General features: G+C 60.7%; 18 protein-coding genes. 13 read left to right on the top strand and 5 right to left on the bottom strand.

From position 1 onward, the window contains the following. The first annotated feature begins 45 nt into the window (after nucleotides 1-45). From ACA067_RS14115 to ACA067_RS14085, 7 genes are all read left to right on the top strand, one after another. Nucleotides 46-1,818 carry an acyl-CoA dehydrogenase C-terminal domain-containing protein gene (locus ACA067_RS14115; RefSeq protein ID WP_497462325.1) on the top strand — a complete coding sequence of 591 codons (1,773 nt, stop codon included), beginning with the start codon at nucleotides 46-48 and terminating at the stop codon, nucleotides 1,816-1,818. A 127-nt stretch (nucleotides 1,819-1,945) separates the two neighbouring features. Continuing rightward, nucleotides 1,946-3,214: an OprD family porin gene (locus tag ACA067_RS14110; RefSeq protein ID WP_497462324.1), complete on the top strand. Its 1,269-nt coding sequence runs from the start codon at nucleotides 1,946-1,948 to the stop codon at nucleotides 3,212-3,214. A gap of 287 nt (nucleotides 3,215-3,501) precedes the next feature. Next, nucleotides 3,502-3,993, top strand: coding sequence for a polyhydroxyalkanoate synthesis repressor PhaR (gene phaR / locus ACA067_RS14105; RefSeq protein WP_497462323.1), 492 nt, complete (start codon nucleotides 3,502-3,504; stop codon nucleotides 3,991-3,993). A 376-nt stretch (nucleotides 3,994-4,369) separates the two neighbouring features. Further along, nucleotides 4,370-5,230, top strand: a complete 861-nt coding sequence (locus tag ACA067_RS14100) for a c-type cytochrome (RefSeq protein WP_497462322.1) — start codon at nucleotides 4,370-4,372, stop codon at nucleotides 5,228-5,230. A gap of 15 nt (nucleotides 5,231-5,245) precedes the next feature. Continuing rightward, nucleotides 5,246-6,616, top strand: a complete 1,371-nt coding sequence (locus ACA067_RS14095) for a cbb3-type cytochrome c oxidase subunit I (protein ID WP_497462321.1) — start codon at nucleotides 5,246-5,248, stop codon at nucleotides 6,614-6,616. Further along, entirely contained in the window at nucleotides 6,616-7,446 is an 831-nt protein-coding gene (locus tag ACA067_RS14090) for a CbbQ/NirQ/NorQ/GpvN family protein (protein WP_497462320.1), read from the top strand. The genes ACA067_RS14095 and ACA067_RS14090 overlap by 1 nt, the downstream gene beginning before the upstream one ends. Continuing rightward, nucleotides 7,447-9,468, top strand: a complete 2,022-nt coding sequence (locus tag ACA067_RS14085) for a nitric oxide reductase activation protein NorD (RefSeq protein ID WP_497462319.1) — start codon at nucleotides 7,447-7,449, stop codon at nucleotides 9,466-9,468. It abuts the gene before it with no gap. An 86-nt stretch (nucleotides 9,469-9,554) separates the two neighbouring features. Here ACA067_RS14085 and phaP read toward each other — a convergent pair whose 3' ends face one another. Next, nucleotides 9,555-10,118, bottom strand: coding sequence for a TIGR01841 family phasin (phaP, locus tag ACA067_RS14080; protein WP_497462318.1), 564 nt, complete (start codon nucleotides 10,116-10,118; stop codon nucleotides 9,555-9,557). A gap of 253 nt (nucleotides 10,119-10,371) precedes the next feature. On the opposite strand from phaP, the gene ACA067_RS14075 reads away from it, so the two are divergent. Further along, a complete protein-coding gene (locus ACA067_RS14075; protein ID WP_497462317.1) occupies nucleotides 10,372-13,185 on the top strand; it encodes a DUF3141 domain-containing protein in 2,814 nt (937 codons plus the stop codon). Between the two features lie 18 nt (nucleotides 13,186-13,203). Here ACA067_RS14075 and ACA067_RS14070 read toward each other — a convergent pair whose 3' ends face one another. Further along, nucleotides 13,204-14,241, bottom strand: a complete 1,038-nt coding sequence (locus tag ACA067_RS14070; RefSeq protein ID WP_497462316.1) for an AraC family transcriptional regulator — start codon at nucleotides 14,239-14,241, stop codon at nucleotides 13,204-13,206. Nucleotides 14,242-14,501: 260 nt separating this feature from the next. On the opposite strand from ACA067_RS14070, the gene phbB reads away from it, so the two are divergent. The 5 genes from phbB to ACA067_RS14045 all read left to right on the top strand — a co-directional run bounded on the left by phbB (nucleotide 14,502) and on the right by ACA067_RS14045 (nucleotide 20,770). Next, complete coding sequence (phbB, locus tag ACA067_RS14065) at nucleotides 14,502-15,248, top strand: acetoacetyl-CoA reductase (protein ID WP_497462315.1); 747 nt, start codon at nucleotides 14,502-14,504, stop codon at nucleotides 15,246-15,248. A 57-nt stretch (nucleotides 15,249-15,305) separates the two neighbouring features. Then, the gene (locus ACA067_RS14060) at nucleotides 15,306-16,484 is read left to right on the top strand and encodes an acetyl-CoA C-acetyltransferase (protein ID WP_497462314.1); all 1,179 of its coding nucleotides are present in this window, start codon (nucleotides 15,306-15,308) and stop codon (nucleotides 16,482-16,484) included. A gap of 96 nt (nucleotides 16,485-16,580) precedes the next feature. Beyond that, a complete protein-coding gene (gene phaC, locus ACA067_RS14055; RefSeq protein ID WP_497462313.1) occupies nucleotides 16,581-18,284 on the top strand; it encodes a class I poly(R)-hydroxyalkanoic acid synthase in 1,704 nt (567 codons plus the stop codon). Nucleotides 18,285-18,524: 240 nt separating this feature from the next. After that, nucleotides 18,525-19,679, top strand: coding sequence for a MalY/PatB family protein (locus ACA067_RS14050; protein WP_497462312.1), 1,155 nt, complete (start codon nucleotides 18,525-18,527; stop codon nucleotides 19,677-19,679). A gap of 233 nt (nucleotides 19,680-19,912) precedes the next feature. Beyond that, on the top strand, nucleotides 19,913-20,770 hold the full coding sequence (locus ACA067_RS14045; protein WP_497462311.1) for a glucose 1-dehydrogenase: 858 nt from the start codon (nucleotides 19,913-19,915) through the stop codon (nucleotides 20,768-20,770). Between the two features lie 216 nt (nucleotides 20,771-20,986). On the opposite strand, the gene ACA067_RS14040 is transcribed toward ACA067_RS14045, so the two are convergent. The 3 genes from ACA067_RS14040 to ACA067_RS14030 are packed head-to-tail and all read right to left on the bottom strand — an operon-like array spanning nucleotide 20,987 to nucleotide 22,474. Then, complete coding sequence (locus ACA067_RS14040) at nucleotides 20,987-21,436, bottom strand: DUF421 domain-containing protein (protein WP_497462310.1); 450 nt, start codon at nucleotides 21,434-21,436, stop codon at nucleotides 20,987-20,989. Between the two features lie 7 nt (nucleotides 21,437-21,443). Continuing rightward, nucleotides 21,444-21,962 carry a hypothetical protein gene (locus ACA067_RS14035; RefSeq protein WP_497462309.1) on the bottom strand — a complete coding sequence of 173 codons (519 nt, stop codon included), beginning with the start codon at nucleotides 21,960-21,962 and terminating at the stop codon, nucleotides 21,444-21,446. Then, nucleotides 21,962-22,474, bottom strand: a complete 513-nt coding sequence (locus ACA067_RS14030; RefSeq protein ID WP_497462308.1) for a CinA family protein — start codon at nucleotides 22,472-22,474, stop codon at nucleotides 21,962-21,964. Before ACA067_RS14030 ends, ACA067_RS14035 begins: the two co-directional genes overlap by 1 nt. Nucleotides 22,475-22,581 lie beyond the last annotated feature (107 nt).

Here is a 22,581-nt window from a genome sequence, read left to right as displayed (position 1 = left end):
CGCCACAGCGGCGCCGTGCCCAACCGTCCCATTGAGGTTCACGTTATGCCCGAATTCAACGCCCCGCTGCGCGACATGCGCTTTGTGCTGCATGAAGTGTTCGACGCCCCGGCCCTCTGGGCGCGCCTGCCGGCCCTGGCCGACAGCGTCGACGCCGCCACCGCTGACGCGATTCTCGAGGAGGCCGCCAAAGTCACCTCGCACCTGATTGCCCCCTTGAATCGCAGCGGCGATGAGGAAGGCGCCCAGTGGCACGAAGGCCAGGTCAGAACGCCGATCGGTTTCAAACAGGCGTACGCCACCTACATCGAAGGCGGCTGGGTCGGCCTGTCCGGCAACGCCGATTTTGGCGGCATGGGCATGCCCAAGATGCTCGCCGTGCAGTTCGAGGAAATGCTCTACGGCGCCAATTCCAGCTTCGCCCTGTATTCGGCCTTGAGCTCCGGCGCCTGCCTGGCGCTGGATGCCCATGCCAGCGAGACCCTCAAAAGCCTGTACCTGCCGCCGATGTATGAAGGCCGCTGGGCCGGGTCCATGTGCCTGACCGAAGCCCATGCCGGCACCGACCTGGGGCTGATTCGCACCCGGGCCGAACCCCGGGCCGATGGCAGCTTCAGCATCACCGGCAGCAAGATCTTCATCACCGGTGGCGATCAGGACCTGACCGAAAACATCGTGCATCTGGTGCTGGCCAGACTGCCGGACGCGCCGCCTGGCCCGAAAGGCATCTCGCTGTTCGTGGTGCCCAAAGTGCTGGTCAATGCCGACGGTTCCCTCGGCCAGGCCAACGCCGTGAGCTGCGGCTCGATCGAACACAAGATGGGCATCAAGGCCTCGGCCACCTGTGTGATGAACTTCGACGGCGCCAGCGGCTGGTTGGTCGGCGAGGCCAACAAAGGCCTGGCGGCGATGTTCACCATGATGAACTACGAACGCCTGTCCATCGGCATCCAGGGCATCGGTTGCGCCGAAGCGTCCTACCAGAGCGCCGTGGCTTACGCCCGTGAACGGGTGCAGAGCCGTGCACCGACCGGTGCCATCGCCCCGGACAAAGTGGCCGACCCGATCATCGTCCACCCCGATGTCCGCCGCATGCTGCTAAGCATGAAAGCCATGACCGAAGGCGGCCGTGCGTTTGCCAGCTATGTCGGACAGCAATTGGACCTGGCGAAATTTTCCGATGACGCCCGTGAGCGCGACACTGCGCAAACCCTGGTCGCGCTGTTGACGCCGGTGGCCAAGGCGTTTTTCACCGACACCGGCCTGGAAAGCTGCATCAATGGCCAACAGGTATTCGGCGGCCATGGCTATATCCGCGAATGGGGCCAGGAACAATTGGTCCGCGACGTGCGCATCGCGCAGATCTACGAAGGCACCAACGGCATTCAGGCGCTGGACCTGCTCGGTCGCAAAGTGCTGGCCGATAACGGCTTCGCGCTGCGCCAGTTCACCGGCCAGATCCGTCACTTCGCCCAGCAGCCCGACGCGCCCTACTCCGCGCAACTGGTCGATGCCGTGCAGCGCCTGGAAGACCTGAGCGCCTGGCTGCAGGACCAGGCCGCGACCAACCGCAACGAAATCGGTGCCGCCTCGGTGGAGTATCTGCACCTGTTCGGCTACGTCGCCTACGCCTGGCTGTGGGCGCGCATGGCTCAAGTCGCGGGGCAGAAACGCGGCGAAGACGAGGCGTTTTACGGCGCGAAGATCGCTACCGCCGATTTCTACATCCATCGCCTGCTGCCGCGCATCCTCAGCCTGGAGCAATCCATTCGCGCCGGCAGTGCCTCGCTGTATGGCCTGGCTGCCGAACAGTTTTAACGATTGAACCCACGCGGTGCCACGCTCCTCTCTTTTCGGCGCCTGCGTTTTTTATCGATACGCCCTCGCCCGTCCGACGAGGGCTGCGGGACCTGTCTTTGCATAATAAAAACAAAGGGGCTTCACCATGGACCGTAACACCCGCAATCTCACGACCCGACTGCTGCTGGCCGGTGGCGTCATCAGCCTCTCGGCCCCCGCCGCTGCTGACTTTATCAAGGACAGCAAGGCCAGCCTCGAGCTGCGCAACTTCTACTTCAATCGTGATTATCGCCAGGACAACGCTGCGCAATCCAAACAAGAGGAGTGGGCCCAGGGTTTCCTGCTGCGCTATGAATCGGGCTTCACCCAAGGCTTGATCGGCGTCGGCTTCGATGCGATCGGCCTGGTCGGCGTCAAACTCGACTCCAGCCCCGATCGCGCCGGTTCCGGCCTGCTCAAGCGCCATAGCGACACCAGTGAAGGTGCCCAGGACGAGTACGGCGAACTGGGCCTGACGGCCAAACTACGCGCGTCCAAAAGCACGCTGAAACTTGGCACCCTGCTGCCCAAGCTGCCCACGGTGCTGGCCAACGATTCGCGGCTGTTGCCACAAACCTTCGAAGGCGGTCAGTTGACCTCGCTGGAAGTCGAAGGCCTGACCGTGGACGCCGGGCGCCTGACCCAGGTCAACCAGCGTGACTCCTCGGACTACGAGGACATGGGCATCACCCGCACCGGCGCCAAGGGCATCATTACCCGGCATGCGGCCAGCGACAGCTTCGATTTCGCCAGTCTCAACTACAAATGGACCGGCAACCTGGCCACCGGCTACAGCTACGGCCATCTCGACAACCTCTACAGTCAGCACCTGGTGAATTTGACCTACGTGTTGCCGGTCACCACCGGTCAGTCGCTGAAGACTGATTTGCGTTTCGCCCGCTCCACGGACGATGGCGGCAGCAATGTCGACAACAACGCGATTGGCGCAATGTTCACCTACAGCCTCGGCGGGCATGCATTCGGCCTCGGCTATCAAGGCATGAGCGGCGACACCGGCTACGCCTACATCAACGGTACCGATGCGTTCCTGGTCAACTTCGTGCAGATCGGCGACTTCGCCAGCAAGGACGAACAATCCTGGCAGGCCCGTTACGACTACAACTTCGCGGCCCTTGGCATTCCGGGCCTGACCTTCATGACCCGCTACCTCACCGGTTCCGATATCGACCTGGGCAACAACCGCCCGGAAGGCAAGGAATGGGAGCGAGATACCGATATCGGTTATGTCGTGCAGAGCGGGCCGCTGAAGAATGTCGGGGTGAAATGGCGTAATGCCACGGTGCGCTCGAGCAACTTTGGCAGCGATCTGGATGAGAATCGGTTGATTGTCAGCTACAGCTTGCCGATCTGGTAAGTCGATCCGGGCTGTAATAAAAGGAGGGACTCGCTTGATGGCGCAGTCCCTTTTTTTTCTGCTGGATTTGCGGCGTTATGGCGGGCCTCATCGCGAGCAAGCTCGCTCCCACAGTTGACCGAGTTGTTCAGATAGAGACGGCAACTGTGGGAGCGGGCTTGCTCGCGAAGGCGGCCTCAAAGGCAACAAAGATGTCGGGCCTGGATTCCCTCCCCCGACACCAACCCGCGGCAGTGCCCATAGTAGAGTAAGATGCCTGCTAACCAGGCCCGCCGCGAGACGCCCGCATGACCGATACCACCCCCCGCCTGATCAAGAAATACCCCAATCGCCGACTGTATGACACCCATACCAGCAGTCACCTGACACTGGCCGACATCCGCCAGCTGGTGGTCGACAAGGTTCCGTTCCAGGTGGTCGATGCCAAGAGCGGCGAGGATTTGACTCGCAGCATTCTGCTGCAAGTGATTCTGGAGGCTGAAAGCGGCGGCGAGCCGATCTTCTCCAGCGAAATGCTGATGGGGATCATCCAGTTCTACGGCCCTTATCAGGGCGTGCTTGGCAGCTACCTGGACAAGAGCATTCAGACCGTGATCGACATCCAGTCCCAGACCGGGGCGCAATCGTCAGAGGCCTGGAGCGCGTTCATGCACCAGCAGGCACCGGTGATGCAGGACCTGATGCGGCAGTATGTCGATCAGTCCAAGGCGCTGTATCTCAACACCCAGAACATGTTCGGCCTGTTTGGCGCCAAGCCCCCAAAGAATGACAGTGAGTGAAGCAAGGCCTGGTCATTGACAGTAGCGCGACGTCGACTAGGCTCACAGTCATCCTGCCTCCCCAACCGAACCACGGCACTTGAACGCAAGGCTTGGTGAGGTCATCAATTTATTCAGCCTGTCCGTCGCTGTTCGAATGCAGACATCCGGCATCCCCAGCACAGAGGGCTGACGCTCTTTCGCGTGCGTTGATCTCAAGTACGCAAAGCGACTGAACCGCCACTTTCCACTGCACTTTCACCTTGGGAGGCAGTCGTGCAAAAAGTCTTGAAGCTCGTCAGCTATGCAGTGCTCGTGCTGATGGCCAGCGCGGTCATCTATGCCGCAATCATCGGCATCACCTATTGGACCGGCATCGGCGTATAGAGAGATCGCAATGAACAAACGTCAAACACGCTCGTTCGCGCTGATATCGACTGCCATCGCCACGGTGGTATTCCTGGGAATGACGGTCGATAGCCATCGACAATTCCCGACACTGACCAACGCCCAGCAGATCACGCCCCAGGTCACCCGCGGCAAGGATGTCTGGCATGAATACAACTGCATCAATTGTCACACCTTGTTTGGAGAAGGCGCGTATTACGCCCCGGACCTGACAAAAATCACCCAGCTGCGCGGCGCCCCTTATCTCACGGCGTTCCTCAAAGACCCCTCAAAGTTTTATGACGAGCAACGCCACCGCCGATTGATGCCGAACCTGAAGCTCTCTGACGAAGAAATCGCCGCCCTGATCGCCTTTATGGACTGGGTGAGCAAGGTCGACAATCAGGGCTGGCCACCGCGGCCGATTCTGGTGACCGGCACGTCGATTCCCGGCATGGACCTCACTGTTGCGCAGCAGAACGTCACCGGCGGCGGCACCCAGCCACCCGGCGCGCGCCCGGTGTCCGGCAAGGAAGACCCGATTGCGCTTGGCGAGGCGCTGTTTCGCACCACCGCGACACCGGTATGCAGCGCTTGCCATTCGATAGCACCGGGGGTCAATCTCGCCGGGCCGACACTGGCCGGGTTGGCCGGTCGGGCCAAAGAGGTCATCGCCTCGCCTGACTACAAGGGCAAGGCCAAGGACGTCGAAGGCTTCATCCGCGAATCCATCGTCGCGCCGAGCGCCTACCTGCATCCGGGCGACATGTATTCCGCCAACGGCATGTCCTTCATGCCGGACACCTTCACCAAATCGCTAACGCCCGGACAGGTCGATCAACTGGTCGCCTACCTGGCGTCGTTCCAGTAACCCAAGGGGATGACCATGCGCTACAGATCTCAATCCGTCGCCTACTGGTACTTCGCCGTGGCCATGGTGCTGTTTGGCCTGCAACTGGTATTCGGCCTGCTCTCGGCGGCCAAATACCTCGGGCCCGATCCCTTGCTGGACCTGTTGCCATTCGATGTCACCAAGGCCATTCACACCAATCTGTTGATCGTCTGGGTGCTGACCGGGTTCATGGGGGCGACCTACTGGATGGTGCCGGACGAATCCCGTGGCGAGTTGCACAGCACCAAACTGGCCTACATCCAGCTCGGGTTGTGGACGGCCATGGGCGTCACCGCCGTCCTGGGCTACCTGTTCGGTTATGGCACCGGGAACAAACTGCTCGAACAGCCGCTGCCGCACAAGATCGTGATCGTGATCTGCATGCTGATGTTTCTCTACAACATCGGCATGACCATCAGGAAAGCCGGACGCTTCACCGCCACCGAAGGCGTGCTGCTGCTGGGCCTGGCCAGCGCCGCCGTGCTCTATCTGCCAGCGTTGCTGCATTATGAAAACTACGTGGTGTCGATCTACTACCGCTGGTGGACGATCCACCTGTGGGTCGAAGGCGTCTGGGAGATGATCCAGGGCGGCTTTCTCGCCTATCTGCTGATCAGACTGTCCGGCGCTGATCGTGAGGTCATGGAGAAGTGGCTGTATGTGATTGTCGGCCTGGTGTTCATTGCCGGCATCCTCGGCACTGCACACCATTATTACTGGATCGGAGTGCCCCATTACTGGCTGCCACTGGGCGGCTTTTTCAGTGCGCTCGAACCCATGGCGCTGGTCGGCATGGCGATCTATGCCTACAACGCGATGCGCCGCTCCGGTCTATCCCACCCCAACAAACTGGCCCTGCACTGGACCATGGGCAGTGCAGTGTTCACGATGTTCGGTGCCGGCCTCTTGGGTCTGGCCCACACCTTCCCCGATGTGAACAAATGGACCCATGGCACCCTGATCACCGCCATGCATGGCCATGCCGCCTTTTATGGGGCCTACGTCATGATCGTTCTGGCAATGATCACGTATGCGCTTCCGGGCATGACCCGTCGTCCCGTGGAGGAAAGCAGCATCGGTTATTGGGCGTTCTGGCTGCAGCTGGGAGGCATGTTCGGCATGACCCTGTCATTTGCCACCGCGGGCATCGCCCAGGTGTACCTGGAACGTATTCTCGGCATGGGCTACCTGGATGTGCAGCTGAAAATCCAGGTGCATTTCCTGATGCTGGTGGCGACGGCGTCGATGTTCAGCCTGGGTGCAGGGCTGTTTATCTTCGATTTTTTCCGTCATGCGCCGCAATTCAATGTCGATGAAGCCGATCCGGTGCTGGATGTGCCTCGAGCATCAGGCGCGGCGTTGTGATGGATCGTTCGCTGGTGCAGCAGAACCTGCCCGCAGCAGAATCTGCATTGCCGCAAACCGAACCCTATTACCAACCCTGCGGCGACGAGGTGGCGATCTTCAAGCAATGCCATGCCCAGCAACTGGCGATCATGCTCAAAGGACCCACCGGGTGTGGCAAGACCCGCTTTGTCGAGCACATGGCCTGGCGACTGAAACGCCCGTTGATCACCATTTCCTGCCATGACGATCTGAGTGCCAGCGACCTGGTCGGGCGCTTCCTGATCGGTCATCAAGGCACCCATTGGGCGGAAGGCCCGCTGACTAGAGCGGTGCGCGAAGGCGCGATCTGCTACCTCGACGAAGTGGTCGAAGCACGGCAGGACACGGTGGTCGTGCTGCACCCGCTGACCGACCACCGGCGCATCCTGCCACTGGACAAGATCGGCGAGATCCTCGAAGCCTCGCCCCATTTTCAACTGGTGGTGTCCTACAACCCCGGCTACCAACGCATACTCAAGGATTTGAAGCCCAGTACCCGCCAGCGCTTCGTGTCGCTGGATTTCGATTTCCCGCCGGCCGAACGCGAGATCGCCATCGTCATCCATGAGGGCGCAACCGACTACGCCACCGCCCACGCGCTGGTCACCCTTGCCCATCGGCTGCGCGCCTTGCAGGACCGGGGCCTGGCGGAAGTCCCCAGCACGCGCCTGCTGATCGCCACTGCCCGATTGATCAGCAGCGGTATTGCGGCCCCGGCCGCCTGCCGCGCCGCGTTGATCTCGCCATTGTCCGATGATGCGGTGCTGGTCGCGGCCATGCGCGACCTGGTTGACCTGACGTTTATCTAAATGGCCGAAGCCGAGGACCTCATCACCGATGTCTCACGCCATGCAACGGTGTACGCCCAGGCGCTGTGGCGCCGTCACCAGGCCCCCTCCACCCGTGCAAAGGTCGTCACCCTGGCGGATGTCGCGCAACACCTCGATTTGCTGATTCAGGCTCTGTTTGGCACCCACTATTCGCTGCGCGTCGCACAACCGCCCTCACCTCCCACTCTGCTGAAAAAGCTTTTTCTGCGTGGTGAGACCCCGTGTCGGCAACGTGCCGTGCCGGCGACCGACGGCGTGTCTATCTGGCTGCCCGAGTCTACGGGCAGCGACGATGGACTGCTCACGACGCAGTGTTTCAGGACCCAGGCCTTGCAACAGGCGATGCGCGCGCAAAGAGGCAGTGCCGCCAATCTGCCGGACCTTGCCAACCCGATGCAACGCAGCGTTTATCTGCTGCTCGAAGCCTGGGCTGCCGATCGGGATCTGGTGCGGTTGCTACCGGGGCTGGCGGCACCGATCCAGGGGTTACGCCAGAATGCGTTGGCCACCCGCCCGCCCCTGCACGCCTTTGCCGACCATCGACGGCCCCTGGAAAACCTGCTTCGTCTGCTGCTGAGCAATAAGTGCGGCGAGTCTGTGCCGGGACTGGAAATACCTGTCAACACCACCGATTCGCTGCGACAGTCAGAAACCCTTGCGGCACACTTGCTGTCCAGTGGAGTGGCTCACAGGCCTTACGCGCACCTGCTGTTGCTCGATGCCTGGACCGGCGACCTGCGCGAGCCGCCGGCGCAACAGGAGGTGCCGACGTTGCCCGGCGCTATCGACAGCGATGACACCCTGCCACGCAGCGCCCGCCTCGAACGCCAGCCAAAGGTGCGCGAGGCCCGGGCCGACGAAGACGACGATCAGGAACAAGGCCCGTGGATGGTGCAATCCGCCGAGCCTCTGGAAAAGGCCGAAGATCCCATGGGTATGCAACGCCCGGTCGACCGGGATACAGACATCCCGGCAGATGATTTTGCCGACGCATTGTCCGAACTCGACGAAGCCCGACGGGTGGTCGCAGCAGGCCGTCCCAAAGAAGTGCTGCTGAGCGACGATCCACCTCAAACCCGCGTTCGACACGTAGCACCAGCGCTTGCCGAAAACGCCATCAGCTACCCCGAATGGGACTATCGTACTCAGGTCTACCGTGATCCGGGTACAACCTTGCATCTGTGCCCCGCCCAGCAAGGCCCGCAGCAGTGGGTCGAACGAACGCTTGAAAGTCACCGGTCGATGCTCGAGGCCATCCGCCAGCAATTCGAAAGGCTGCGCGCCCAACGCGTGAGGCTGCGCAAACAACTGGACGGCGACGATATCGACCTGGAAGCCTACCTCGACGGTTGTGCCGAAGCCCGCGCCGGCCTGAGCATGCCGCAAGCGCTGTATCAGTCCCAGCGTCGCAGTCGGCGCGACATGGCGATCATGCTGCTGATTGACGTCAGCGGTTCCACCGACAGCTGGCTGTCGCGCCATCGGCGGATCATCGATGTCGAGCGCGAGGCGTTGCTGCTGGTCTGTCTGGCGCTGGAGAGCCTGGGCGAACCCTATAGCGTGCTGGCGTTTTCTGGCGAAGGGCCGCAGCGGGTGACGATACGCAGCCTTAAAGCATTCGATGAGCGCTACAGCGGTGAAGTGGGTCGGCGCATTGCCGCACTGGAGCCGGAGCGCTATACCCGGGCAGGTGCCGCCATCCGCCACGCCAGTACCTTGCTGATGCGCGAAGCGGCTACACACCGGCTGCTCTTGCTGCTTTCCGATGGCAAGCCCAACGATGTCGACCTGTATGAAGGTCGCTATGGCGTGGAAGACATGCGCCAGGCCGTGACCGAAGCCAGGCTGCAAGGCATCTATCCGTTCTGTCTGACCATCGACCGTCAGGCCGCGAGTTACCTGCCGGCGGTATTCGGATCGCGGCAATATGCCTTGCTACCCCAACCTGAACTGTTGCCCGGCGTACTGCTCGAGTGGATCAAGCGGCTGCTGTTGGCCTGAACCTTTGTAAATCAGTTTTTTCCAGCCGAAAAAAATGGCGATGGGGAATAAACCCATCGCCATCGGTGCAGCCGGCCTGACAAGACTTACTTGTTACCGGTCTTGGTGCTTGCTTCCGGAGCTGCTTTGGTGGCTGCGGCAGTCGCCTCGGCGAAACTGCTCTGAGCCACATCGGAAGCCTGTTTTGCGGCTTTCTGTGCGTTTTCAAACGCACTGCCGGCATTCGCCAGGCCCGACTTGAACGCGTTCACTACTGGCTCGGAGCCGGCAGGTGCGTTCTTGCTGATCGCTTCAACGAACTCTTGTACTTGCTGGGTGCCGGCTTCGACCTGGCTGGAGGCCAGCTTGGCGATGTCCGACTGAGTTTCCGCGATCAGCGCCTGAACCTGGCGATTGAACTCGGTCAGGCGTTCGGTTTGCTTGTTCGGCTGGGTGAAAGAGGCCTGCAGCTCGGCGAAATCTTGTGGACCGCGTACTGCCAGCAGCTTGCGAACACCTTCGAACTGCTCTTCGGAGGACTCGCGCAGGGCCTTGAACTGCAACTGGCTGAGCTGTTCAACGCTGGCGAAGACCTTGCCGCTGATTTGCTGGATCAGGTCGAGGTTGGCTTTCTGAGTGGCTTGCAGTTTTTCCGAGTTGAAAAAAGACATGCTTGAATCTCCTGGTACTGGAAGGCCCAAATGGGCCAGAGGACGCGATAGCGATCCTGCCAGACATCGCGTTAGCCTTGATATTGCAGTGCACAAAAAGTTTTGGCAACCCCTATTTTGTGCAGCGCAAAATAAACCTTGTCAGCGGGGTCCTTAATAGGTCTAAACTCCTGACCATCAGACGGCCTGGCCCAGTCTTGTTCAATAAAGGGTTGAATGCGCCGCTTCCGCTATAAGGCATCAGGAGATCACGATGGGCCAGGATGAATATATTGCGTCGCAAGATGAAGGGCTTGCATCAACCTCCGGGTTGCTCGAACACCTGAATCACCTGCAACGCCTCAATACCCGCAACGTGCTCGACGCCGTGCAAAAGCGCCAGGCAAAAACCTTCGCACCCTCAAGTCTCGGGCAACTGAGACAGCCTACCGCGAAGGAATGGCAGGAATATTTCACTGATCTGGCCCAACGCAGCGTGCTGTTCTGGGACACCTTGCGTCAGCGCGGCGACAACACCCTGGCGCACGAACGGGCCGGGTATCCACTGCTGCTCAAATTCGATCATGAAACCCTGGTCGCCGGTGCAGATCTGCCGCGCCCGGTCAATTACTCGCTGTTGCAGGTCTTCGGCGGCTCCGGAAAAGCGATCGACGGTAATAAACCGCCGGTGATCATCATCGATCCACGGGGTGGTCATGGCTCGGGCATCGGCGGTTTCAAACAGGATTCGGTCATCGGCGAAAGCCTGCGGGCCGGCCATCCTACCTACTTCATCACCTTCAGCCACTCGCCAAGACCCGGGCAAACCCTTGCGGACATTACCGCCGCCCAGGCCCGGTTCATCGAAGTCGTCAGCGCCCGGCATCCCGCCAGCAGCAAACCGGTGGTGATCGGCAACTGCCAGGCGGGTTGGGCCTTGATGGGGTTGGCGGCCTCGCGTCCGGAGTTGCCTGGGCTGATCATCGTCAATGGCGCGCCGTTGTCCTACTGGGCCGGTGTCAATGGGCGCAATCCGATGCGCTACACCGGCGGCTTGCTGGGGGGCGGCTGGATGGCGCGCCTGGGCAGCGACCTGGGCAATGACCGTTTCGACGGCACCTGGCTGGTGAGCAATTTCGAAAGCCTCGACCCGGCGCACAGCTGGTGGGGCAAGTACTACCACCTGTTCAGCGAAGTCGACAGCGAGGCCCAGCGTTTTCTGGACTTCGAGCGCTGGTGGGGCAGCCCGACGCTGCTCAACGGCGAAGAAATCGAGATGATTGTCGACGACCTGTTCATCGGCAACCGGTTGTCCGGCGGCCTGGGGCGCAAGAGCAGCGGGCTGGACCTCAAGCGCATCGAAGTGCCGGTGGTGGTGTTCTGCTCCTATGGCGACAACATCACTCCGCCGCAACAGGCGCTGGACTGGATCACCGACGTCTACCCCAGCGATCTCGCCCTGCAACGTGCCGGGCGCACCATCGTTTACCTGCGCCATGCCAGCATCGGGCACCTGGGCATTTTCGTGTCCGGTAAAGTGGCCCGGCGCGAGCACCGGGAGCTGCTCGGTGCGGTCGATACCATCAATGCCTTGCCGGCCGGACTGTATGAAATGTTGATCGAAGACTTGCCGGAAAACTCGGCAACACCCTATGCCGTGCGTTTCGAACCGCGGCGGATCGCCGACATTCATGGCGACGAGCAGCCGAGCCGTGACGACGATCGCGAATTTGCCCTGGTCGAACGCGCATCCGCTTTCAACAACAACCTCTACGACGGCTTCATACGCCCATGGTTGCGGCAGTGGATCAACGAACCGGCCGCCGAACTGATCCGGCGCTCGCACCCCTTCCATCAGCAACAAGTGATGTGGAGTAGCATGAACCCGGCCTTGTGGTGGCTGTCCGCCAGTGCCTCCCAAGTAAGCAAGGATCGCCACCCCGCCACCCCTGACAACCCTCTCCTGGCCTGGCAGGCGTTGTTCTCCAACCAGATTCAGGATGCCCTGGACAGTTACCGCGATCTGCGCGATGCCACCCAGGAGCTGTGTTTCTACGGAATCTATGGGGTATTGAACAGCCTCACCGGTAATGCACCCGGACGAAATCTGCAGGCACATGCCGAGCAACACGACAAGCTTGTGATCGAACGCCTGCAGGATGCCCTGCCCCTGGGCGGCTTGATGGAAGCCTTGATCCGCATCCTGTTTCTGCTGGGCCGCGACAGCAACGAGCCCGGCCAGCAAAGCGTCGAGAAACTGATCCGCAAATTGCAGGCGCCGCTGCCGGATCAAAGTGCGGCGCCAGTTGACCTGCGCGAAACCTTGAGCCTGCAGAAACTGCTGGTCGCCACCTATCCGCAGGAAAGCCTGCAAAGCCTGCTCTTGATGCTGCCCGAGGCCGAAGAACGCCAGCAAGTGCTGGCAGCCGTGGCCAGTCTGCTGCCGGAACTGCTGACCATCAACGGGGCTGAACATCCGTTCTGGCGTGAGCTGCACACACTGCTCGATGTTGCTTTACCAGGTTACAACGCGACCCAGGCGCCGAGTGAAGCCAAAGCCGAAGTCATCAAGCAGGAAACACCGGTGGTGAAAGCTGAGCCGATCAAGGTTCCCGTGGTCACACCACAGCCAGTCAAGCCAAAAGATCCCGTGGTAACGCCTGAGCCGGTCAAGGAAAAAGCTGCCGGGGTAACACCTCAGCCAGCCGAGCAAAAAGCGCCGGTGGTCACACCTGAGCCAGTCAAGCAAAAAGCTGCTGGGGTAACACCGCAACCAGCCGAGCAAAAAGCGCCCGTGGTCACGCCTGAGCCAGTCAAGCAAAAAGCTGCTGGGGTAACACCGCAACCAGCCGAGCAAAAAGCGCCGGTGGTCACACCTGAGCCAGTCAAGCAAAAAGACTCAGTAGCGACACCTGAGCCGATCAAACAGGAAGTCCCGGTCGTAGCGGCCAAGCCGATACCCACCAGCCCGACCGAGCAAAAAGTCCCGGCAGTGCTCCCTAAGCCCGTCGCCAAGGCGGTCAGTCCGGTGCGTACGGCTCCCAAGGGCAAAAAAGGCGCAAAGAAACCTCCGACCAAAAAGCCTTGATCACCGACGAGAGCCGCGTCACACCGACGCGGCCCCCTCGAGCGCGAACGATTCATCGGCCCGGTACTGACCGGGGGTCATGCCGAACCAGCGGCTGCAGGCTTTGTTGAAGCTGCTGTGGTCATGAAAACCAAGGAGATACGCCACATGCTTCATGTTGAAGTGAGAATGGCGCAGGTAGAAATCAGCCAGCTGCCGGCGCACGGCGTTCTGCACGTCCTTGAACTGGGTCCCGTCCCTTTCCAGGGCGCGTTGCAGGGTGCGCTTGCTGAGGTTCAACGCAGCGGCGATCGACTCCATGTCGCATTGCCCCTGGCCGTGACTCAAACGCTCGGTGAGCAGCGCGCGGATTTTGCCGACAATGGAGAAGCCGCAGAGCGAATCCAGTTGCGCCTCGGCGAAACTGTCATGCAGTACCGCCAGCGCCTCGTTGGCCATGCTCAACGGACGCAGCAGTTCCTGGCCGTCAAACAGAATGCTGTCGTAGGCCGAACCAAATTGCAGGTCGCAGCCAAACAGCCGCCGATGCTCGGACGTGTCTCGCGGTTCGGGGTAGCTGAATTCCACACTCAGGGGCTGCGGCAGCGTTCCGTCGCCCAGCCAGCGGCAGAAGCCCAGCAGAGAAGCGAGCCCGGCATCGGCATATTGCCGAGGCTTGATCGAGCCGGACTGCTGATGATCGAGCGAGGCCATTCGGTAATGCTCCCGCTCCGGGACAAAAAACAGGCTGAACCCGCCGCCGATCAACGGACTGAACCTTACCAGGCGTTCAAGCGCCCTTTTCAGGTTAAGGCTCGACATCATGGTGTACCCGACAATCTGAAAACTGCCGGGATGAAAATGGCCGTAGGCTTTCAAACCAATATCGGGATTGCCGCTGGCCTGCACCGCCAGTTGCCAAAGCCGATAGATCACCCTTCGCTCGCACAACGCTCCTGGCGTGTGCGCGATGTTCAAGTCCAGTCCAGCCTCCTGACAAAGGTGGGCGACATCCAGTCCTTCCGCTAACAGCGTATTGACCAGCACATTGGCGTAACCGGAACTCATTCTATACATGGCGTCCTCATTGACCTTTGGAACCGAACGTCCTGTCCGGAGCCATAACTGATCTAGGTAAAAACAAAATACTAACCGACGGCTCAATTTGAAGAATTGATCTCAGTATAGGTAATGCTCATTTTTTGCCAGTGGATATAAAAAACCTGCATGGCGCCGTTGGACACCAGACAGTCACCTTCCAACACTTCCGCATACCTCGCCAATACCGAACAATCACCCCCCATCCTGCAACGCAAAATATAGAAAGGAAAGACTGTATGAAATCGCTTAGTCGTATTGCGTTGGTTACTGGCGGTATGGGTGGGATCGGCACGGCAATTTGTCAGCGCCTGCACAAGGAAGGTTTCAAAGTCATCGTGGGCTGCAGCTCGGATTCGGCCCGCAAGAATGAATGGGCAGCGAGCCAGCTGGCGGCGGGTTATCAGTTCGAATTCATCTACGGCGACATCACCGATTGGGAGTCCACCCGCAAGGCTTTCGAGATGGCCCGTGAACAATTCGGTCCGGTGGATGTACTGGTCAACAACGCCGGCATCACCCGTGACGCCTCCTTCCGCAAAATCACTCCGGAAGACTGGAACGCCGTAATCAACACCAACCTCAACGGCATGTTCAACACCACCAAACAGGTGATTGAAGGCATGTTGTCCAAGGGCTGGGGCCGGATCATCAACATCTCCTCGATCAACGGTCAACGTGGCCAGTTCGGCCAGACCAACTACAGCGCGGCCAAAGCCGGCATCCATGGCTTCACCATGGCCCTGGCACGTGAAGTTTCAGGAAAGGGCGTGACCGTTAACACCGTCTCCCCCGGCTATATCCAGACCAGCATGACCGCGGCCATCCGCCAGGACATTCTCGACACCATGATCGCCGCTACCCCGGTCGGCCGCCTCGGCCAACCCGAAGAAATCGCCTCGATCGTCGCCTGGCTGGCATCGGATGAATCGGGCTACAGCACCGGCGCCGACTTCTCGGTCAATGGCGGCATGAACATGCAATAAGTCTGTCAGGGCAAGGACGCCCTGCTCTCGCTTGACCCAATCCTGATGAGGTTTTGCATGAACGAAGTCGTAATCGTTGCCGCTACGCGTACCGCCATTGGCAGTTTTCAAGGTTCCCTGTCCGCCATTCCCGCCACCGAACTGGGCGCAGCAGTGATTCGTCGCCTGCTCGAACAGACCGGTGTCGATGCTGCACAGATCGATGAAGTGATCCTCGGCCAGGTGCTGACCGCAGGCTCCGGGCAGAACCCGGCACGCCAGTCGGCGATCAAGGCCGGCCTGCCCCATACCGTCCCTGCCCTGACCCTGAACAAAGTCTGCGGCTCCGGCCTCAAGGCGGTCCAGCTCGCGGTCCAGGCAATCCGTTGCGGCGACGCCGAACTGGTGATTGCCGGCGGCCAGGAAAACATGAGCCTGGCCCCCTATGTGCTGCCCAAGGCGCGCACCGGCCTGCGCATGGGGCATGCGCAACTGCAGGACAGCGTGATCCAGGATGGCTTGTGGGATGCGTTCAACGACTACCACATGGGCATCACCGCCGAAAACCTGGCGAGCAAGTATGAGCTCAGTCGCGAAGACCAGGACGCCTTTGCCGCGGCCTCGCAGCAGAAAGCCTCTGCAGCCATCGAAGGCGGTTATTTCAAGGCTGAAATCACCCCGATCCTGATTCCCCAGCGCAAGGGCGATCCGCTGGTCTTCGACACCGATGAACAACCGCGCCCGGGCAGCACGCTCCAGGCCTTGGGCAACCTCAAGCCGGCGTTCCAGAAAACCGGCACCGTCACCGCCGGCAACGCGTCGACTCTCAACGATGGCGCCGCCGTGCTGATGCTGGCCAGCGCCGCCAAGGCCGAGGCCCTCGGCTTGCCGGTACTGGCGCGCATCAAGGCTTATGCCAGTGCCGGTGTCGACCCGTCGATCATGGGCATCGGCCCGGTGCCTGCCACCCGCCTGGCCCTGACCAAAGCTGGCTGGAGCCTGGACGACCTGGACCTGATCGAAGCCAACGAAGCGTTCGCCGCGCAATCACTGGCCGTCAGCAAGGAACTGGGCTGGGACATGAACAAGGTCAACGTCAACGGTGGCGCGATTGCCCTCGGGCATCCGATCGGCGCATCGGGCGCGCGAATCCTGGTGTCGCTGGTGCATGAACTGATTCGTCGCGATGGCAAAAAAGGTCTGGCCACCTTGTGCATCGGTGGCGGCCAGGGCGTCAGCCTGGCCATCGAGCGCTAGACACACCGAACTGCTTTCTTGGCTGCAGCCGCGGCGCCGAAGTCCGGCGCCGCGGTTTTTTTCTGTCTGGTTTTTTTCATGTAGGCAAGGAGTTCCATGGACAATAACGCACACACTTTCAACACCTTCTGGTCCGGCCAGGTTCCGTTCGTTGCCTCTTTCGCAGTGCAACAGTTACGTCTGTGGGTCGCCACCAATCCGTGGTTCACCGGGCAGGACCACAACGCCTGGTTCGACGTTCCACGCAGCACCCTGGACAGCCTTCAGTCGGATTATCAGCAACAATGGGCTGAACTCGGCCAGCGTCTGCTGACCGGCCAGGCCTTTACCTTCGACGACCGACGGTTTGCCAGCGGTAACTGGGGCCAGCCATTGTTCGGTTCCCTCGCCGCGTTTTACCTGCTCAATGCCGGTTTTCTACTCAAGCTGCTCGATCTGCTGCCGATCAACGACAAGAAACCACGCCAGCGTCTGTTGTATCTGGTGGAGCAAGCCATCGCCGCTGCTTCCCCGAGCAATTTCCTGGCCAGTAACCCCGACGCGCTGCAACGGGTGGTCGATACCCAGGGCAGCAGCCTGGTCACCGGCCTGATGCACCTGGCCGCCGACCTGCAGGAAGGCAAGATGCGCCAGTGCGACGCCGGCGCGTTCAAGGTGGGGGTCGACCTGGCCAACACCCCTGGCGAAGTGGTGTTCGAGAACGAGCTGTTCCAGCTTATCCAGTACTATCCGCAAAGCGAAACCCAATACCGGCGCCCGGTATTTATCGTTCCGCCGGCGATCAACAAGTACTACATCCTCGACCTGCGCCCCGACAACTCGATGGTTCGCCATCTGTTGCAGCAAGGCCACCCGGTATTCCTGATGTCCTGGCGCAACTTCGACCAGGCGCACGCCGGCACCACTTGGGATGACTTGGTCGAAACCGGCATTATCAAAGGCCTGCAGGTGACCCGCGAGATCAGCGGCGAGCAACGGCCCAATTGCATGGGTTTCTGCATCGGCGGCACGCTGCTGGGTTCGGCGCTGGCCGTATTGGCGGCCCGCGGTGACAAGGAAATCGCCAGCGTCAGCCTGCTGACCACTTTCCTCGATTACCGCGATACCGGTGCGATCGATATCTTCGTCGACGAACAACTGGTAGCCCAACGCGAGCGCACCATTGGCGGCCTGAACGGCCCCATCGGCCTGTTCAAGGGCGAGGACATGGGCAACACCTTCTCGCTGCTGCGCCCCAACGATCTGTGGTGGAACTACAACGTCGACAAATACCTCAAGGGGCAGAAACCGATCCCGCTGGATCTGCTGTTCTGGAACAACGACAGCACCAACCTGCCGGGGCCGATGTACTGCTGGTACCTGCGCCATACCTATCTGCAGAACGACCTGAAATCCGGTGAGCTGGAGTGCTGCGGGGTCAAGCTGGACCTGCGCGCCATCGACGCCCCGGCCTACATCCTCGCCACCCATGACGACCACATCGTGCCATGGCGGAGCGCTTACGCCAGCACCGAATTGCTCTCCGGAACCAAGCGTTTCGTGCTGGGCGCCTCGGGGCATATCGCGGGCGTGATCAATCCACCGGCCAAGGAAAAACGCCACTACTGGACCAACGACCAGGTTACCCAGGACCCTGAAACCTGGTTCGGCAATGCCCAGCAGAATCCAGGCAGTTGGTGGAACGATTGGTTCGCCTGGCTGGCCGAGCAGGCCGGGGAACGCCAGCCTTCGGTGCTGCACACCGGTAACGAGCAGTACCCGGCGCTGGAACCGGCACCTGGTAGTTATGTGAAGCAATGACCTCCTCTGTGGGAGCGAGCCTGCTCGCGAAAGCGGTCGGTCTATCACTGCGATATTGAATGGGCCGCCGCCTTCGCGGGCAAGCCCGCTCCCACAGAGGCCAGCTCCTACAGGGGGTTGGCGGCCTGCCAGTTGATATTGTTGTCGCCTGATCCACCACCTTCGCGAGCAGGCTCGCTCCTACCGGGGCTTGGCGCTTATCATGTCTGCCGAATTAATCCCGGCCTTTATGAGATGAGCATGACTTTCGATTTTGATCAGGTGTTCGACCGCCACAACACCGGCAGTACCAAATGGAGCCGTTACCCGGCCGACGTATTGCCGATGTGGGTCGCCGACATGGACTTCGCCGCGCCGCCGGTAATCATCCAGGCCCTGCAAAAACGTCTGGAACACCCATTGCTCGGCTACAGCGTGGCTCAGGATGACTTGCGCAATGCCATCGTTGCCGACCTGTGGAAGAAGTACGCCTGGCGCGTCGAGCCCCAGGAGCTGATCTTCCTGCCGGGCGTGGAGTCGGGCTTCAACATGGCCCTGCACGCACTGCTCCGGCCGCAACAGAATGTCGTGGTCCAGACCCCCAACTATCCGCCGTTGCGCCATGCGCCGGGGCATTGGGGGCTGAACAAGGTCGAACTGGGTTTCGACGCCCTGCCTGACGGAACCTATGCCACGCCACTGCACGCCTTGCGCCAGTCCCTGGAAGGCGGCGGTGCCCTGCTGTTGAGCAACCCGCACAACCCGCTGGGCAAGGTGTTCCCGCGGGGAGAACTGCAAGCGGTGGCGCACATCTGCCTGGAACAGGACGCCTGGATCATCTCCGACGAGATCCACGCCGAACTGTGCTTCGACGGACGTGTGCATGTGCCGATCGCCACCTTGAGCCCGGACATCGCCAGGCGCACCATCACGCTGATGTCGGCGAGCAAGGCCTATAACATTGCCGGGCTGAAAACCTCGTTCATGATCATTCAGGACAAAGCCGTGCGCGAGCGGGTCAACCACGCGCGCTGCGGCCTGGTCGACAGCGTCAACCCGCTGGGCCTGGAAGCCACCCGCATCGCCTACAGCGAAGCCGGACCCTGGCTGGCCGGGCTCATGACTTATCTGCAAGGCAACCGCGATTACCTGGTCGACGCCGTTCGCACCCGGTTGCCGGGCGTCAGCCTGAACGTGCCGCAGAGCACGTATCTGGCGTGGCTCGATTGTTCGGCGCTGGGGCTGGACAACCCGCAGCAATTCTTCCTCGAACAGGCCAAGGTCGGGCTCAGCGCCGGCCTGGATTTCGGCGATGACAGCCAGCAGTTCGTGCGCCTGAACTTTGGCTGCCCGCGAGCGTTGCTGGAAGAAGGTATTGCGCGGATGGAGCGCAGCCTGATCAACCGCACACGCTAAAAACAACGCACCCCTGTAGGAGCTGGCTTGTCGGATCGCCGCACCGCAGCGAAGGCGTCCTTTCCGCCAACAATGATGTCGACTGGAAGGGCCTCTTCGCTGGCAAGCCAGCTCCTACAGGGGGTTTGTGTGGGGCCCGGGTTTACCGTACAGCGATGAAATCCAACCGAACTCAAGGCAAAACACCAGGGTCAACCCATTGACTCTTCTGCCTTGAGAACGGAGATTTCGCAATGAAAACCTATCCAAAACCACCCTTCCCGAAACAGGCTCAGCCAGTCCCCGGTTCCCAGAAGAAAATGGAGCCCTACCCGGACTGTGGCGAACAAAGCTACAAAGGCTCCGGCCGGCTTGCGGGCAAGATCGCCCTGATCACCGGCGCCGACAGCGGCATCGGTCGCGCCGTCGCCATTGCCTTCGCCCGTGAAGGCGCGGATGTCGTCGTGGCCTACCTCAACGAACATGAAGATGCACAGGAAACCGCTCGCTGGGTCGAGCAGGCCGGCCGTCAATGCCTGTTGCTGCCCGGCGACCTGGCGCAAAAAGCGCAATGCCAGGCCCTGGTGGACAAGACGGTCGAACGCTTCGGCCGGATCGATGTGCTGGTCAATAACGCCGCGTTCCAGATGACCCACGAACACTTCGAGGACATCCCCGACGACGAATGGGTGATGACCTTCGATGTCAACATCACCGCCATTTTCCGCCTCTGCCAGGCCGCACTGAAGCATATGCAACCGGGCAGTTCGATCATCAACACCAGTTCGGTCAATTCGGACATGCCCAAACCGACCCTCCTGCCTTACGCCACGACCAAGGGCGCAATCGCCAACTTCACCGCCGGCCTCGCGCAGTTGCTGGGCGAGCAGAACATCCGGGTGAACTGCGTGGCACCGGGGCCGATCTGGACGCCGTTGATCGTCTCGACCATGCCCGATGAAGAAGTGCAGAACTTTGGGGGGCAGACGCCGCTCGGGCGCCCGGGCCAACCGGTGGAGGTGGCGCCGATCTATGTGCTGTTGGCGTCGGATGAGGCCAGTTACATCACCGGGCAGCGTTACGGCATTACCGGCGGTAAACCGATGCTCTGACCGCCATACCCGGGTCAATGAAAGACCCGTCGCTGGAAGACTTGCCTGTGGCCCGGTAGGAGCTGCCGAAGGCTGCGATCTTTTGATCTTGCTTTACGGCGGCGTTGAAAAGATCAAGATCAAAAGATCGCAGCCTTCAGCAGCTCCTACAGGGACCGTGGCGTTTGCCCTGAGCCACAGGTGTGCGCTTGCCTCAATATTTTTCTGAAATGCAGGTCAGGACTGCTCCTGAGCAATCACCGAGATCTTGCCGTTGCGCTCCAGTATCGCGAACTTGATCTGATCCAGGGTTTCGATGCCCTGGCTCGAGCGTGCGGCCTCCATGACGTCGGCCTCGATCAACCGCGCCTGGCGCAGGCGCTTGTGCAGCAGCTTGCCGTTCTCGACGATGATCGTCGGCCCGCCATCGATCAGCTGCGATATCCATTGCGAGCGCTGTTTGAGCAGCGACAGGCCGACGTCTATGGCAATCAGCGTGACGATGACCAGCATCGAATTGGTCAGGGAAAAGTCATCACCCAGCAACGCCTGCTGCGTCGCCTCACCGATGATCATCAACAGCACGAAATCGAATGTCGTCAACTCGGCCAGGGAGCGCCGGCCGGCAATCTTGAACAGCACCATCAGCGCCAGATACATCGCGGCCGCGCGCAATACCGAGTCCATAGGTCACCTAAGGGAAAATGAATTGATCGACGTTCACCGCGGTAGCGCCGGGCGAAGTAATACGGCTGTGAAACAGCCCCAGCCCATCCCCGCGCAAAGTCAGATGCAGGTTGGCCCGGCCTTGCGCGTCGGTCTGCACCCACAGCTTCATACCTTGCCCGGCACTGACGGCACGGATGGGCTCCGGCTGCAGGCTTTCGATACTGAAGCCTTCCAGCAGCGCTCCGGACAGTTCCAGCTCGACCATGGCATCGGGCGTACTGATCACGCTCAACTGCATCGGGTTGGTCGATCCGTTGCGGTGAAACATCTCGTATTGCACCCTGACCTTGCCATCGCTGCCTTGCACGTCCCGGGTACTCAGCGGCCCGCGTGAAAACAGCCCGAGCAGGGCCAGCACCACCAACAGCACCAGGACGTACCAGCCCCAACGCTCGAATCGCCAGACCTTGACCTGATGCGCCATGTCTTCACGCACGGGATAGTCGCGGCTGCGGTAATCGGTATGGCCGGATTCATCGTTCATCAAGTGCGCCCCTGACCTTGCTCACCGGCCAATGCCCGTTGATGGAAATGCGGCAGCCGTTTCAACGCATGCTCGGCGGCCAATAACTGGACCTCGGCACGCGTCCCGGAAAATCGCTGTTGTTGGCTGAAAACACTGCGTCCCTGCGCGGTCTGGAAAGCCCAGGCGAAACAAATGGTGCCGGCCGGAATGCCATCGACATCTTCCGGCCCGAGAATCCCGGTGGTCGCCACCGCGACATTGGCCGTGCTGTCGCGCAGTGCACCCGAGGCCATTTCCCGGGCAACTTCACAACTGGTCAGGTTGAAGGTTTCGATGGTCTCGGGGCTGACGTTGAGCAAACGTTGCTTGGCTTCGGGGGAATAGACCACGTACCCGCTTTCGATCAGTTCCCCGCTGTGCGGCACTTCAGCCAGCAGCGTGATGATCTTGCCGGCCGTACAGGACTCTGCGGTGCTCAGCAGCAAGTCGTTTTGGCGCAGATACTCGACCACCGATTGGCTGACGTTCATGGCAAATCATCCAGGGAGGGAACTGCTCGGTTGACCTTGGCCACCTGTAAACATTCCCTCTATCGGAGCCTCGCCCAGGCCTGCGAAGAAAAAATGAACCCCTGGCA

Source organism: Pseudomonas sp. LBUM1674 (genome assembly GCF_059695635.1).
Note: the sequence above shows the minus strand (reverse complement) of the source record. Positions and strands in the feature narration are given on the sequence as shown.

Excerpts from the sequence above, each read along its gene's own strand:
- ACA067_RS14115 (WP_497462325.1), top strand. The coding sequence starts at position 46 with ATGCCCGAATTCAACGCCCCGCTGCGCGACATGCGCTTTGTGCTGCAT.
- ACA067_RS14110 (WP_497462324.1), top strand. The coding sequence starts at position 1,946 with ATGGACCGTAACACCCGCAATCTCACGACCCGACTGCTGCTGGCCGGT.
- phaR (WP_497462323.1), top strand. The coding sequence starts at position 3,502 with ATGACCGATACCACCCCCCGCCTGATCAAGAAATACCCCAATCGCCGA.
- ACA067_RS14100 (WP_497462322.1), top strand. The coding sequence starts at position 4,370 with ATGAACAAACGTCAAACACGCTCGTTCGCGCTGATATCGACTGCCATC.
- ACA067_RS14095 (WP_497462321.1), top strand. The coding sequence starts at position 5,246 with ATGCGCTACAGATCTCAATCCGTCGCCTACTGGTACTTCGCCGTGGCC.
- ACA067_RS14090 (WP_497462320.1), top strand. The coding sequence starts at position 6,616 with ATGGATCGTTCGCTGGTGCAGCAGAACCTGCCCGCAGCAGAATCTGCA.
- ACA067_RS14085 (WP_497462319.1), top strand. The coding sequence starts at position 7,447 with ATGGCCGAAGCCGAGGACCTCATCACCGATGTCTCACGCCATGCAACG.
- phaP (WP_497462318.1), bottom strand. The coding sequence starts at position 10,118 with ATGTCTTTTTTCAACTCGGAAAAACTGCAAGCCACTCAGAAAGCCAAC.
- ACA067_RS14075 (WP_497462317.1), top strand. The coding sequence starts at position 10,372 with ATGGGCCAGGATGAATATATTGCGTCGCAAGATGAAGGGCTTGCATCA.
- ACA067_RS14070 (WP_497462316.1), bottom strand. The coding sequence starts at position 14,241 with ATGTATAGAATGAGTTCCGGTTACGCCAATGTGCTGGTCAATACGCTG.
- phbB (WP_497462315.1), top strand. The coding sequence starts at position 14,502 with ATGAAATCGCTTAGTCGTATTGCGTTGGTTACTGGCGGTATGGGTGGG.
- ACA067_RS14060 (WP_497462314.1), top strand. The coding sequence starts at position 15,306 with ATGAACGAAGTCGTAATCGTTGCCGCTACGCGTACCGCCATTGGCAGT.
- phaC (WP_497462313.1), top strand. The coding sequence starts at position 16,581 with ATGGACAATAACGCACACACTTTCAACACCTTCTGGTCCGGCCAGGTT.
- ACA067_RS14050 (WP_497462312.1), top strand. The coding sequence starts at position 18,525 with ATGACTTTCGATTTTGATCAGGTGTTCGACCGCCACAACACCGGCAGT.
- ACA067_RS14045 (WP_497462311.1), top strand. The coding sequence starts at position 19,913 with ATGAAAACCTATCCAAAACCACCCTTCCCGAAACAGGCTCAGCCAGTC.
- ACA067_RS14040 (WP_497462310.1), bottom strand. The coding sequence starts at position 21,436 with ATGGACTCGGTATTGCGCGCGGCCGCGATGTATCTGGCGCTGATGGTG.
- ACA067_RS14035 (WP_497462309.1), bottom strand. The coding sequence starts at position 21,962 with ATGAACGATGAATCCGGCCATACCGATTACCGCAGCCGCGACTATCCC.
- ACA067_RS14030 (WP_497462308.1), bottom strand. The coding sequence starts at position 22,474 with ATGAACGTCAGCCAATCGGTGGTCGAGTATCTGCGCCAAAACGACTTG.